General features: G+C 34.8%; 12 protein-coding genes. 5 read left to right on the top strand and 7 right to left on the bottom strand.

Going from position 1 to position 13,281, the window contains the following annotated elements:
• Nucleotides 1–112: 112 nt before the first annotated feature.
• On the bottom strand, nucleotides 113–862 hold the full coding sequence (locus B0A67_RS08035; protein WP_072957110.1) for a LytR/AlgR family response regulator transcription factor: 750 nt from the start codon (nucleotides 860–862) through the stop codon (nucleotides 113–115).
• Nucleotides 859–2,679: a tetratricopeptide repeat-containing sensor histidine kinase gene (locus tag B0A67_RS08030; RefSeq protein ID WP_072957113.1), complete on the bottom strand. Its 1,821-nt coding sequence runs from the start codon at nucleotides 2,677–2,679 to the stop codon at nucleotides 859–861. Before B0A67_RS08030 ends, B0A67_RS08035 begins: the two co-directional genes overlap by 4 nt.
• Nucleotides 2,680–2,826: 147 nt before the next feature.
• Here B0A67_RS08030 and B0A67_RS08025 point away from each other — a divergent pair, with 147 nt between their 5' ends.
• The 4 genes from B0A67_RS08025 (at nucleotide 2,827) to B0A67_RS08010 (ending at nucleotide 7,414) form a co-directional block, all read left to right on the top strand.
• A complete protein-coding gene (locus tag B0A67_RS08025; RefSeq protein WP_072957117.1) occupies nucleotides 2,827–3,789 on the top strand; it encodes an SIMPL domain-containing protein in 963 nt (320 codons plus the stop codon).
• A gap of 112 nt (nucleotides 3,790–3,901) precedes the next feature.
• Nucleotides 3,902–5,062 (top strand): vWA domain-containing protein, encoded by a 1,161-nt coding sequence (locus tag B0A67_RS08020; protein WP_072957120.1) that lies wholly within the window; start codon nucleotides 3,902–3,904, stop codon nucleotides 5,060–5,062.
• 14 nt (nucleotides 5,063–5,076) lie between these two features.
• Nucleotides 5,077–5,700, top strand: coding sequence for a murein L,D-transpeptidase catalytic domain-containing protein (locus B0A67_RS08015; RefSeq protein ID WP_072957124.1), 624 nt, complete (start codon nucleotides 5,077–5,079; stop codon nucleotides 5,698–5,700).
• A 67-nt stretch (nucleotides 5,701–5,767) separates the two neighbouring features.
• Nucleotides 5,768–7,414 carry a DUF4139 domain-containing protein gene (locus tag B0A67_RS08010; RefSeq protein ID WP_072957127.1) on the top strand — a complete coding sequence of 549 codons (1,647 nt, stop codon included), beginning with the start codon at nucleotides 5,768–5,770 and terminating at the stop codon, nucleotides 7,412–7,414.
• Nucleotides 7,415–7,611: 197 nt separating this feature from the next.
• Here the strand turns inward: B0A67_RS08010 and B0A67_RS08005 are convergent, their stop codons facing one another.
• The 5 genes from B0A67_RS08005 to B0A67_RS07985 all read right to left on the bottom strand — a co-directional run bounded on the left by B0A67_RS08005 (nucleotide 7,612) and on the right by B0A67_RS07985 (nucleotide 11,358).
• Entirely contained in the window at nucleotides 7,612–8,649 is a 1,038-nt protein-coding gene (locus tag B0A67_RS08005) for an aldo/keto reductase (RefSeq protein ID WP_072957129.1), read from the bottom strand.
• Between the two features lie 227 nt (nucleotides 8,650–8,876).
• Nucleotides 8,877–9,176 carry a type II toxin-antitoxin system RelE/ParE family toxin gene (locus B0A67_RS25400; RefSeq protein WP_072957133.1) on the bottom strand — a complete coding sequence of 100 codons (300 nt, stop codon included), beginning with the start codon at nucleotides 9,174–9,176 and terminating at the stop codon, nucleotides 8,877–8,879.
• Entirely contained in the window at nucleotides 9,169–9,420 is a 252-nt protein-coding gene (locus B0A67_RS07995) for a hypothetical protein (RefSeq protein WP_072957136.1), read from the bottom strand. Before B0A67_RS07995 ends, B0A67_RS25400 begins: the two co-directional genes overlap by 8 nt.
• A 111-nt stretch (nucleotides 9,421–9,531) precedes the next feature.
• Nucleotides 9,532–10,476 carry an OmpA/MotB family protein gene (locus tag B0A67_RS07990; protein WP_072957139.1) on the bottom strand — a complete coding sequence of 315 codons (945 nt, stop codon included), beginning with the start codon at nucleotides 10,474–10,476 and terminating at the stop codon, nucleotides 9,532–9,534.
• A 120-nt stretch (nucleotides 10,477–10,596) separates the two neighbouring features.
• Nucleotides 10,597–11,358 carry an exodeoxyribonuclease III gene (locus B0A67_RS07985; protein ID WP_072957143.1) on the bottom strand — a complete coding sequence of 254 codons (762 nt, stop codon included), beginning with the start codon at nucleotides 11,356–11,358 and terminating at the stop codon, nucleotides 10,597–10,599.
• 118 nt (nucleotides 11,359–11,476) lie between these two features.
• On the opposite strand from B0A67_RS07985, the gene B0A67_RS07980 reads away from it, so the two are divergent.
• Nucleotides 11,477–13,279 (top strand): GNAT family N-acyltransferase, encoded by a 1,803-nt coding sequence (locus B0A67_RS07980; protein ID WP_072957146.1) that lies wholly within the window; start codon nucleotides 11,477–11,479, stop codon nucleotides 13,277–13,279.
• Nucleotides 13,280–13,281: the final 2 nt, after the last annotated feature.

The following is a 13,281-nucleotide window of genomic DNA, read 5'->3' as shown; positions in this document are numbered from 1 at the left end:
AACCGCAAAGTCCGCAAGGTTTTACGCAGAGTTCGCAAAGGTTTTTATTTCACAACTTAAAGAAATCTTAGCGCGCCTTGCGCAGAACCTTGCGAACTTTGCGGTTAGAAAACTACTTAAAGTTCTTCAGAAACTCTTCTTTATAAGTCGATGAAACTTCGATTTCAGCGCCATCATTCAGCGTGATGATTCCGCCTTTATTATACGATTTTACGCAATTCATATTAATAATATGCGATTTATGAACGCGGATAAAAGGCAATGGCAAAATCTCCGAAAAATGTTTTAAAAATCGGCAGACCATTTTTTTGTTTCCGTTATTTAGAAAGAGATCTGTAAAATTTCCATTTCCACGTAAGCGAACTATCTCTTCCATTTTTACTACTTCAAAACCTTCTAATGTTGGCAAGATGACCTGCTGTTTTTCGGGTTTGGTTTCATGAAAATTCTCTACAATAATCTTGTTTCTGTTAAAGATCTCATAGTTCATAATCTGGTGATGCACTTTATTTACAGCAACGATCAGCTCTTCGATACTAATGGGTTTCAAAAGATAATAAGCAGCACTTTGATTTAAGGCTTTTAGTGAATACTCGGAAAACGCAGTGACAAAAATCGTTTCAAAATGCAGATCCTTACACGCCTCGAGAACATCAAAAGCGTTTCCGAACGGCATTTCTACATCCAGAAAAACCAATTGCGGCCGAATTTCATGCAGTAACGGCACAGCTTCTTTTATGTTCTGCGCCTCGCCCACAACTTCAACCTGCGGACAGTATTTACTCAAATAATTTTTGAGGACTTCGCGCGCTGCCAGTTCATCTTCGACAATTACACTTTTTATCTTTTGAAAAGTCATCATAATTTATCTATTAACGGAAAAACAATTCGGACAATTGTTCCTGTTTCCGGCATTTCTTTTTCGGTAATTTCAAAAGAGATATTCTTTTTATACAATTCATTCAGCAAACCAATACGCTCTTTTGTATTACTCAAGCCACGGGATTCATGCGCTTTCTGATTACTTGTTTTCAATTCACGGCTTTTGGTCAGACCAATCCCGTTATCTTCAATAATCACCACAACTTTCTCTGCCGCAAACTGAAAACTAAGATGCAAAAATCCCTTTTTATCCAGATAACGCAATCCGTGCCAAATGGCATTTTCGAGATGTGGCTGAATAATCATGTTCGGTATCAAAACCGTTTCGGTATCCAGGGCTTCATCAACGCTAATTTTAAAATCAAATTTATCCTCAAAGCGCAAATGTTCTAAATCCAAATATTTTTTCAGCTGTTCAATTTCTTTATCCAATGAGATGAAATCCTTATTAGAGTTCTCCATCATATTCCGCATCAAATTCGAATACGAAGTCAGGTATTTATTGGCTTCCAGTTCTTTATTTTCTGAAATAAACTGATTCACACTATTCAGACTGTTAAATATAAAATGCGGATTCATTTCGCGTCGCAGCGATTGTAACGCAATTTCTTTGTTCTTCGTTTTTATCGAATACAATGCTTTTACAATAAAGGCAAACAAGAGCAAAAGCAATAATATTGATCCTAACAGAAAATAGTTAAAGGTGTTTTTCTTGGTAATCAATTCATCTTTTAATGATTTTTCTTTCTCAAGCTGACGTATCTTTCCTTCTGTAACCTGAAAAGTTTTCGCATTAATCAAAGTAGTATCAGACTGAATTAACTGATCAAAATTTTGAAAGAATTGCTCGTAAAGCGCCATACTTTCTTTCTCATTTCCTTTCGATTTATAATATTCTGCTAAGGCTGATAAAGTATTTTTCGCTTCCGCCGAATTTCCTTTTTTAGAGGCCAGATCATACGCTTCTTTCAATGATACTAATGCTTTCTTTGGTTCTTCTTTTTTAAAATAAAGTGTTGCCAGCGATTGCAGTTGCTTGATTTGGGTATTAAAATCTTGTTTGGTTACGGCTTCTGCCAATAGCTTTTCGTTGATGACGATTGCTTTTTCAAACTGATTGTCTGAGGCATATACATTGGCAATTTCATTTTTAATTTTAATTACAGACTCCGGTTTGTCTTTTGCGTAAGCGAGTGCATTTTTATAACTTTCTATTGCAACGCTTTTATCTTTTAAGTCTAATGAATTTTGGGCTTTCTGGACATACGCTTCTGTAACTTCCTGGCTTTTCTTTTCCTTTTTCAGCAATTCAATATTCGAATCTACATAATTGGTCTGACTGGCAGGATTGGATTGGTTTTTAAGTCGGTTGGCATCGTTTAAATTTATTTTTTCTTCAGCAACATCTTTGGATAATGCGCCCGCGACTTCGTAATTTTTAATCGCCGAATTAAAGTTTTTTTGATTTTCCTGTACTTTGGCCAAACTGCGCGTTACCCGGGTTTTATCTTCAGTCCGTTTTAATTTGGTATAGCTGTTTAGCGCTCTTTTAAAATATTCCTCCGCTTTGGCATTATCACCATTATTTAAAAATTCATTGGCCAATTTTTCATAATTCACGGCAATTTTTGATTCATCGTTTTCATCCAATGAAACCGATAAATCTTCAGCCACTTTACTCATTTTTACCTGTTTGCTTTTTTCTGCTTTGGGCACAGGAATTGCCTGCGCTATTGTTCGTTGCGGAAATAATAGCACTAAAAGCAAACTAAAAGTAATTAACCAATGACGTTTCACAAATACCTTATTTTGAAAGTGTAAAGTAACCTAATTTCAAATTTCTATCCTATATTTTTCACCAAGTCAAATGACCTGTTGACCCATTCTGTCAAAAATACGTTTTTTCGATCAATACATTTGAATCTTAATTTAAAAACCATAATCATGAAAAAACTATTTTTTACATTCTTAACACTATCATTTTCTACTTGCATAATGGCACAGGTTTCCGGAAATGTCAATTATCGCGATCAGCAATCTTATAACAACAACGCTATTGATATAAATTTTCCTTCAGATAATACTATCGTTGTAAGCGTAAAAGGGCTTGCAAACATTAAGGCGGACGCCTATACCGCCATTTTCAGCATCACTCAAAACGGTAAAACCACTAAAGAAGTGAATGAACTAATGGATCAAAGAATTACACCGTCTCTAACCGAAATCAAACTTAAAAAAAGTGCTGAAACTTTTGTTGATATGATATCATTTGTTCCCGTTTATGAATACGAAGCAGAAAAAAAGGTTTTTAATCGCAAGACTTACAATGAAATTCCGGCAGGATTTGAATTGAAGAAAAACATTCATATCAAATTCACTGATCCCAATCAGTTGAATGAATTTATTGCGATTTTATCCAATTACGAAATATACGATCTGGTGAGGGTTGATTATTTTTCTACTACATTAGAAACTATTAAAAAAGAAATGATGACGAAAGCAAAACTTCTTATTCAGGAAAAACTAAAAAACTATCAGGAATTGCTTGGAGAGACCTTTATAAACGCTGAGAAAAAAATTACTGATGGTTTCATTATCAACTTACCCGTCGAAATGTATAAATCGTATGAAGTGTACAATAGCTCTTCTTTAAACTTAAAAAAAGCGGCAAACATTAATCAAGTTAATAAATCGGTTACACTTTATTACCAGCCGGTATTCAATAAGGATTTTGATTTTGTAATTAACTCAACGGTTTCAGAACCTGTTATTCAAATACAATATGAAATTAAAATAGCGATTAACAGAGAAAAGAAACCGGTTTCAAAAAACGATAAAGAATTTATTCTGGTGACTCCAAACGGTGATTTAAAGACCCTGAATATGAATACAACGAAACAAAATTAATCTGTCAGAATCATTTCACCAAGTCAAAATACTGTTTCACCATTTGTCTGAAAAACATGCTTTTTAAGTTTTTAAGTTTGATCTGTAATCAAACAATTAAAAACTCGAAATCATGAAAACAACTCTTCTTATCCCCGCACTTTTAGCTACAGCAATTTCTTTTGCCAGCTGCAATTCTTCGAATGCAAATTCTAAAAAGAATACTGCAATCGAAAAACCAATAGTAACAGAAAAAACCAAAATACAGGTTGCATTATTATTAGATACTTCCAGCAGCATGGATGGATTAATTGATCAGGCTAAATCGAGACTTTGGAATATCGTAAATACGTTGACAACCTTAAAATACGACGGAAAAGCGCCTGATATCGAAATTGCATTATACGAATATGGAAACGACGGATTATCTCAAAAATCGAATTATATAAGACAAATAGCTCCGCTTTCGACAGATTTGGATTTGATTTCCGAGAAATTGTTTTCCTTAAGTACGAATGGCGGAAGTGAATATTGCGGAGCTGTAATTCAGGATGCAACCAGGCAGTTAAAATGGGCAAAGGACAACAACAATATGAAGCTGATTTATATTGCCGGAAATGAAGAGTTTAATCAGGGCGGTATTAATTATAAAGAAGCCATTAGTAATGCTTTGAAAAATGATATTTATGTAAATACGATTTACTGCGGAGATAAAACACAGGGCATAAATGAACTGTGGAAAAACGGTGCCGATTATGGAAAAGGCAAGTATTTTAATATTGACTCTAACGAAACCGTACGTTATATCGCCACTCCATATGATGATGAAATCACGAAATGCAATGAAAAAATCAACAAAACTTATATTAGTTATGGTGCCAAAGGTTCTGCAAAAAAAATGAACCAGGAAACGCAGGATAAAAATGCACAAAAAGTTTCTGCATCCAATTATGCGGAGCGAGCTGTGAGCAAATCAAAAGCGGTTTATAAAAATGAAAGCTGGGATTTGGTTGACAAAGTAAAAGATGATAAAACGGCTATTTCGAAAATAAAAAAAGAGGAGCTGCCTAAAGAACTTCAAAATAAATCAGAAGCAGAAATAAAAACAATCGTTGCTCAAAAGACCAAAGAAAGAGAAACCATTCAGAAAGAGATTGGCGAACTGGGCAAAAAACGCCAGCAGTATATTGATACCGAAACCAAGAAAACCAAGAAACAAGATGATTTGGGAAATGCTATCAGTACATCGATAATAGGCTTCGCAAAAGTAAAAGGTTATACGGTTGAGAAATAAAACGAATCCGTAACATGAAAAAGAAAATTTGCTTTTTGCTATCGTTTGCAATTTTTGGCGTGAGTTTTGCCTGTAGGAATAATGAAGAAAAACCAGAAATAAATAAAAATTCAAAACCGGTTTATTCCTATGAAGAGAAGTTAAAAAGTGAGGCAGCTGAAATCAGGAGATTTTTGGGGAAATCTACTAAATACAATTCAAATATTGCCTTCTTTTTAGACATGAAGATTGAATCTGGAAAAAACCGGTTTTTTATTTACGATTTAAAACACAACAAACTACTAGATAAAGGTTTAGTCGGACATGGTTCCGGATCTGAAACTGGAACTTACGGAAAGCTAAAATTCAGCAATGTCAAAAATTCGAATTGCAGTTCTTTAGGAAAATATGCCATTGGCGGTTCATACTCCGGAAGATTTGGAAAAGCTTACAAGTTATACGGTTTGGGCATCACAAACAGTAATGCCTTTGACCGCAATATAGTACTTCATAAATATAAAGACGTTCCGTTTGAAGAACAGCTAAATCCTATTTGTAACAGCCTTGGATGCCCAATGGTCAACGAAAAGTTTTTTGAGGTAATCGAGAAAAAGATTGACAATTCTAAAAAGAAAATTATTCTTGTAATGTATTATTAAAAACCCATTTCAATTTCCGTTATTTGCAATCCAAATAATTCAGAAAAATAATACAAATAATAAAACCATGATAAAAACAATAACAACATCCGTTTTGTTCCTGATTGGCACAATTGCATTGGCACAAAAACCAATCTTTACCACTGCCAAAGTAAAATCAGCAACCGTATATTTTAATGCCGCCGAACTATCTCAAACTGCAACTGCAACATTACCTGCCGGTGCGAGTGAAATAGTAATCAAAAACGTAGCGGTAAATTTAAATGAAAATTCTGTGCAAATTGGTGCACCATCTGGCGTGACAGTTCTCTCTGTTCAATTTACCAATAACTATATCTCAGAATACGAAACCGATTCTAAATCGCCTGCACTAAAAATAGTAAGAGACAGTATTGTTTTGGTTCAGAAGGAAATTCAGAAAGTGAATAATACGATTAATTCAGAAAACAAAACGATACAGCTTTTAGATAAAAACCAGCAGATTTCGGGAATAAATTCAGGCTTGAACGTAACTGAATTAATGAAAATGGTGGATTATTATAAAAATAAGCAAATCGAGATTGCTAATACTATTAATACGCTTTCTGAGAAACAGCAAAAGCTGAATGAAACGCTTCGAAAACTCAACAATAAGCTCGAAGTAAACGCTAATAAAGAAGAAAAAACATCATCAGGAAAACTAATAGTGCAAGTGATGAATCAAACCGCTGGAGTAATTCCGTTTGACATTTCTTATCTAACTGATAATGCAACCTGGACACCATTTTATGATTTACGTGCCGAAAGTGTTACATCGCCAATTAACATGATGTACAAAGCACAAGTTATTCAGAACACCGGTATCGACTGGAAAAAAGTAAAACTAACTTTATCAAGCGGATTGCCTAATCAAAATAATCAGGCACCAATATTGAGTTCGTGGTTTTTAGCCAATCAAACCTACTTGGAAGAAGTTGTAGTTAACGGTTACGCATCCAGAAATAAAAGGAATCAAATTCAGGGAAGTGTTGCCAAAATTTCAAAAGAACAATTAAGCGAATCTATGGATATGCCTTCACCTGTACTGGAAAAATCATCCGTTTCAAATTATACTACTGTTGCAGAAAACCAGCTGAATGTTTCGTTTGATATTGATATTCCTTATGATATTTTATCTAACGGAAAAATACACAGTGTTTCATTAAAAGAAATTAAACTTCCTGCGACTTATAAATATTATGCCGTTCCGCGAGTAGAAAATGAAGCATTTCTGTTAGCTGAAATTGCAGATTACAGTAAATACAATTTATTGCGAGGTGAAGCCAATATTATTTTTGAAGGCATGTATGTTGGGAAAACTTTTATAGAACCAAATCAAACGAGCGACACTTTGAATCTAAGCATGGGACGCGACAAAAAGGTTTCGATAAAACGAGAAAAAGTGGCTGATAAATCAGGAACTAAATTTTTATCTACTAAAAAAGAACAGACTTTTACGTTTGATATTACTGTGAGAAACAATAAAAAAGAAGCGGTTGAATTGTTATTGAAAGATCAATATCCGTTAAGTACCAATAAAGAAATTGAGGTAGAATTATTGCAAAGCGACGGTGCAAAAGTGAATATAGAAACCGGAATACTTACCTGGCAATTGCAGTTGAAACCAAATGAAAACAAGAAATTCAGAATTAGTTATAAAGTCAGATATCCTAAAGATCAGAATTTGAATCTTTAAACATAAAATCCCGATACAGAAAAATGTATCGGGATTTTTTATTTCATGTATTTCGGTTCGTCAAGGCCGGATTTAATAGCCACTTTTACTAACAAGCCTTCGACTCCGCTCAGGGTGACATTCGTTTTTCAATATAAAAAACCTGACAAGTTTCATTTGACGGTGTCAGGCTGAGCGGAGTCGAAGCCATTATTCATTTACGGAGCCGGATCAGGAATTATCGCCTGAACTCCGGCTATTTCAGTTAAGATTTCTTTTGACAAAAACACATCAATGGTGTCGATATTTTCTTTTAATTGTTCCATTGTAGTTGCACCAATAATCGCGCTCGTTAAAAAAGGTTGCCGTAATACAAATCCCATTGCCAATTCTGTCAAAGTTAAACCGTGTTTATGAGCGATTTCCTGATACAATCTTGTGGCTTGTGTGCATTGTTCGCTGTTGTAACGTGTGTATTGCGGGAAAAGCTTAATTCTCGCATTTGGATGTGCCTCGCCGGTTAAAAATTTCCCCGTTAAGACTCCAAACGCTAAAGGAGAATAAGCCAATAAACCTACGTTTTCATATTTTGCCACTTCGGCAGAACCAACTTCAAACAGACGGTTCAGCAAATTATAAGGATTTTGAACGGTCTTGATTCTTGGCAGGTTTTGATATTTACTTTCTTCAAGCAAACGCATCATTCCCCATGCATTTTCATTAGAAACACCAATGTGTTTTATTTTACCCTCTTTTATTAGTCCATCAAATGTTTCGAGAATCTCTCTGAAATTATCTTCCCATTCAGCATCGTGATCTTTAAAACCTCGTTCTCCGAAATAATTGGTTGGTCGTTCCGGCCAATGCATCTGATACAAATCGATGTAATCTGTCTGAAGGCGTTTTAAGCTGTTTTCTAAAGCATATTTAATACTTGCAGGAGAGAAATCTCCTTTTTCACGCATATAAGTAAAATTCGGGTTCGGACCTGCGATTTTAGATGCCAAAACCACTTTGTCACGATTCCCGGATTTCCTGAACCAGGTTCCTATAATTTTTTCAGTACTTCCGTAAGTTTCTTCGCGGGCAGGAACAGAGTACATTTCGGCTGTATCAAAAAAGTTTACGCCTCGTTCGAGTGCATAATCCATTTGTTGATGCCCTTCAGCTTCTGTGTTTTGCTGTCCGAAAGTCATCGTTCCGAGGTTTATTTTACTAACTTTTATATCGGTATTGGGTAGTGTCGTGTATTTCATTTTTTTCTTGAGGCTCTAAGGTGCTGAGTTGCTAAGGTTCTAAGATAATCCATTTTTTGAATAATCTTATAATTCAAAGATACGACGGGATTTTTCAAATGAAAATTGTACAAAAGTTAAAAAAAGAATAAGTTTTTTTTTAAGGTTCTGAGTTACTAAGATTCTAAGTCACTAAGTTTTAATTTTGATAAACAAAAAAGGTTCAAAGTAAAACTTTGCACCTTCTGTTATTTTAAGCTTTTCAAAGGATTTTGAAACGAATTAAAAACCCTAATTACAAAAATTGAGTTTTCTTTAATCTGATATAATATTTTATAATTTCTAATGATAATTCGTCGGCAATCAAATCTATATTCATCCACCTGAAATTGTTCAGCAAATACAATACTATTTGTACAATTAAACAATTCATCTCTAATTTGGATTGCTTTTTCTTTAGAGACCACTTTCTTCAATGAAATATAAATATCTTTTAAATCTTCTTTCGCAATCTTAGTCCAAAAAACTACAAGTTTACTATTACTCATTATCCCAATCTTGCATTTCTTTCGATAAATCTTCTTTTGAAATTATTCGATTGTATTTTACATCATTCAATCCTTCCTCAACTTTATTATTATATTCAGATAAAGTTAAAGGATTCCCCTGCGCATCATATGAAACCACTTCATTTAAATAGTTATCAAACACAGAAGAAACAATTCTTAATACTCTTTCATCAGCGAGATCTAATTGATGACGTATTTTATCTTTTAATTCTGGAAGTCCCATAATTATAGCTTTTTTAGAGTTTCAAAGTTACAAAAATATAAAATCAAAAAAGGCCCAAAGTTCAAAACTCTGAGCCCTTATAAAATCTTAGCAACTTAGTCCCTTAGAATCTTAATTAATACTATTCAGCATTTCAGCGATTTCATCTAATCTTGGTGTTAAGATGATTTCGATTCTACGGTTTTTAGCTTTTCCTTCCGGAGTTCCATTGCTGGCAAGCGGAGAAAATTCGCTGCGACCTGCTGCCGTTAATTTTTGCTTGTTGATTTTTGTGTTTTCACTCAAAATATTTACAATTGCTGTAGCTCTTTTGGTCGATAAATCCCAGTTGTTGGCAATTGGTCCTGAACCAGCATACGGATCATCATCTGTATGACCTTCGATAAGAACTGAAAGGTCCGGATTATCACCCAATACTTTTCCTAATTCCACAACCGCTCTTCTGCCTTCGGTTCCAACAGCCCAGCTTCCTGAGTTAAAAAGCAATTTATTTTCCATCGAAACATATACTTTTCCGTTTTTTTGTTCCACAGTCAAACCTTTACCTTCAAAACCGTTTAAAGCTTTAGACAACGTTTCTTTTAGTTTTCTCATTGCTGCTTCTTTGGCTGCAATCATCGCTTCAAGTTCATTCAAACGGCTAGCTGTTTTATCAAGACTCGCTTGTTCTTCGGCTAATTTTTTAGATTTTGCTTCTAATTGTGCTAACAAATCGCGGTTTTTAGCCATATTTTTTTCCAATGCATCATTGCTGTTTTTCTCCAATGCATTGTATGAATCCTGCAAAACTTTGAACTTATTTTGCGCTGCAGCTAAATCGGCTTTTTGTTTCGCCAGTTCATCTTTTGTACTATTTAAGTCTTTCGTTAAAGCATCGCGATCTAATTCTAACTGATTTTTTGCTTTTTGCAAATCAGCATTTTGATCTGCAATCGAACGGTTTTCTTTTTTAAGATCTGAATATTTTGTTTCAAGATCGTTGTAAATTTTCTTAGATACACAAGAAGTCATAGACATAGCTACAACTAGTAATCCGATGGAGGCCTTTTTAATCATTTTACTTTATTTTATTATGGGGCGCATTAATAATCAAACAATGTCAAAATTCAATATCAATAACAATATTAATTTTGACATTTTAATCCGCTATTCTCTCAACAAGAACAATACCAAACTTTACTCGATTTCGACTAAAACCGGGCAATGATCAGAATGTACAGCATCCGGAAGAATTACAGCACGCTTCAGACGATGTTGCAAAGAGTCACTTACCAAATTATAATCGATACGCCAGCCTTTGTTATTTCCTCTGGCTCCGGCGCGGTAACTCCACCATGAATAATGATGCGGATCTTTATTGAAATGACGGAAACTGTCGACAAAACCAGATTTCATAAATCCGTCAAGCCACGCGCGTTCTGCCGGCAAAAATCCTGAAACGGTTTTGTTGCGAACCGGATCATGAATATCGATGGCTTCGTGGCAAATGTTGTAATCACCACAAATAATCAGATTGGGAATGGTTAGTTTCAGCTCGTTTACATACATTTGAAAGTCATCCATAAACATAAATTTATGATCTAATCTCTCAATATTAGTTCCTGACGGAAGGTATAAACTCATTACAGAACAGTCACCAAAATCAGCACGCAGGTTACGACCTTCAAAATCCATGTGCTGAATTCCGGTTCCATAAACCACATTATTAGGTTTTATTTTGGATAAGATAGCCACACCACTGTAGCCTTTTTTTGTTGCAGGATAATAATATTGATACGGATAACCCGCGGCAGTAATAGCGTCAACCGGAATTTGCTCTTCTGTTGCTTTTATTTCCTGAAGGCAAATAACATCAGGATTAGCGTGTTGCAGCCATTCGATAAAGCCTTTGGCTATTGCGGCTCTTATTCCGTTTACATTATAAGAAATAATTTTCATCAGTGTTTTTTTAAGGATTCCAAATGTAATAAAAAAGTGGAAAGTTTGTGTTTGAAACAGCGAAAAGTAGAGTTTTTTGTTATCTTTGTTCGCTGCTCTAATAAATTAAAAATAGTACATGGGTTTAGTTACCGCGAAAGAAGTTGCAAAGGCAATAAATGTTGAGAAGTACGGAGTTCTTGGTACTTTTTCAGGCTGGATTCTTATGAAGGTCCTTAAAATTTCTACCCTTAATAAAATTTACGATCATAATAAACATTTAGAAGATGTTGCGTTTTTAAACGGAGTATTAGACGAACTGCAAATTAAGTTTGAAATTCCGGAAGAAGATTTAAAACGTTTGCCGAAAGATGGCGCATACATTACCATTTCAAATCATCCGCTTGGAGGAATTGATGGTATTTTGCTATTGAAATTAATGCTCGAAAGAGAACCAAATTTCAAAATTATCGCCAACTTTTTATTACACCGAATTGTTCCGCTTAAAAAATACATCATGCCGGTAAATCCTTTTGAAAATCATAAGGATGCTAAATCGAGCGTGGTTGGAATCAAAGAAACTTTGCGTCATTTGAGTGACGGAAAACCGTTGGGTATTTTCCCTGCCGGGGAAGTTTCTACGTATAGAGACGGAAAATTAGTTGTTGACAAACCTTGGGAAGAAGGCGCTCTGAAACTGATCAGAAAAGCCAAAGTTCCGGTTGTTCCAATTTATTTTCATGCTAAAAACAGCAGATTATTTTATTGGCTTTCTAAAATTGATGATACTCTGCGAACCGCAAAATTACCATCAGAATTGCTTACACAGAAAGACCGCGTAATTAAAGTACGTATTGGAAAACCTATTTCTGTAAACGAACAAAACGAAATTGAATCGTTTGAAGAATACTCGGAATTCCTAAGAAAGAAAACTTATATGCTGGCAAATCCTTTCGAAAAGGACAGTAAATTATTGGACACAGCAAGTTTAAAAATACCAAAAGCACCTAAAAAAATCGTAACGCCTGCAAGTGAATCAAAAATGATTGACGAGGTAAATATGTTAAGAAATAGCGATTGCCGATTATTGCAGAGTAAAAATTACGAAGTATTTTTTGCAAGAGCGAAATCTATCCCGAATATCCTGCACGAAATTGGCCGTTTGCGCGAAATCACTTTCCGTGAAGTAGACGAAGGAACGAATGAATCTATTGACTTAGATAAATTTGACCAATATTATCATCATATGTTTTTATGGGATGATGAAAGCAAAAAAATTGCCGGTGCATACCGCATGGGATTGGGCTCTGAGATTTATCCAAAATACGGAATTGAAGGATTTTACCTGAATGACTTATTCAGATTTGAACCTGAATTGCACGATATGATGCATAAATCAATCGAAATGGGCCGTGCTTTTATCATCAAGGAATACCAGCAAAAACCAATGCCTTTGTTCTTGTTATGGAAAGGTATTATTCATACCACATTACGTTATCCGGAACACAAGTATTTATTAGGCGGCGTGAGCATCAGCAATCAATTCTCTGACTTTTCGAAATCATTGATGATTGAGTTCATGAAGTCAAATTATTACGATCCTTATATCGCACAATACATCCATCCGAAGAAAGCCTATAAAGTAAAACTGAAAGATGCTGATAAAGATTTTATCTTTGACGAAGCAGAATCTGACCTGAATAAATTCGATAAAATCATTGACGAACTAGAGCCTGGAAATTTACGTTTGCCGGTTTTAATCAAAAAATACATCAAGCAAAATGCGCGTGTTGTAGCTTTTAACGTCGATCCGTTGTTCAACAATGCCGTAGATGGTTTAATGTACATCAGAATCGCAGATATTCCTGAAAGCACTATGAAACCTGTTATAGAAGAGTTTCAAATAGAATTGGAGCGCAAATTATCTGAGAAAGAAGATTAATC

This window comes from Flavobacterium aquidurense (genome assembly GCF_002217195.1).
GTDB classification, from domain to species: Bacteria; Bacteroidota; Bacteroidia; order Flavobacteriales; family Flavobacteriaceae; genus Flavobacterium; species Flavobacterium frigidimaris.
The sequence above is the reverse complement of the archived record's forward strand: the minus strand, read 5'-3'. Positions and strand labels throughout refer to the sequence as shown.

Excerpts from the sequence above, each read along its gene's own strand:
- B0A67_RS07980 (WP_072957146.1), top strand. The coding sequence starts at position 11,477 with ATGGGTTTAGTTACCGCGAAAGAAGTTGCAAAGGCAATAAATGTTGAG.
- B0A67_RS08035 (WP_072957110.1), bottom strand. The coding sequence starts at position 862 with ATGATGACTTTTCAAAAGATAAAAAGTGTAATTGTCGAAGATGAACTG.
- B0A67_RS25400 (WP_072957133.1), bottom strand. The coding sequence starts at position 9,176 with ATGAGTAATAGTAAACTTGTAGTTTTTTGGACTAAGATTGCGAAAGAA.
- B0A67_RS08025 (WP_072957117.1), top strand. The coding sequence starts at position 2,827 with ATGAAAAAACTATTTTTTACATTCTTAACACTATCATTTTCTACTTGC.
- B0A67_RS08005 (WP_072957129.1), bottom strand. The coding sequence starts at position 8,649 with ATGAAATACACGACACTACCCAATACCGATATAAAAGTTAGTAAAATA.
- B0A67_RS07985 (WP_072957143.1), bottom strand. The coding sequence starts at position 11,358 with ATGAAAATTATTTCTTATAATGTAAACGGAATAAGAGCCGCAATAGCC.
- B0A67_RS08010 (WP_072957127.1), top strand. The coding sequence starts at position 5,768 with ATGATAAAAACAATAACAACATCCGTTTTGTTCCTGATTGGCACAATT.
- B0A67_RS07995 (WP_072957136.1), bottom strand. The coding sequence starts at position 9,420 with ATGGGACTTCCAGAATTAAAAGATAAAATACGTCATCAATTAGATCTC.
- B0A67_RS07990 (WP_072957139.1), bottom strand. The coding sequence starts at position 10,476 with ATGATTAAAAAGGCCTCCATCGGATTACTAGTTGTAGCTATGTCTATG.
- B0A67_RS08020 (WP_072957120.1), top strand. The coding sequence starts at position 3,902 with ATGAAAACAACTCTTCTTATCCCCGCACTTTTAGCTACAGCAATTTCT.
- B0A67_RS08015 (WP_072957124.1), top strand. The coding sequence starts at position 5,077 with ATGAAAAAGAAAATTTGCTTTTTGCTATCGTTTGCAATTTTTGGCGTG.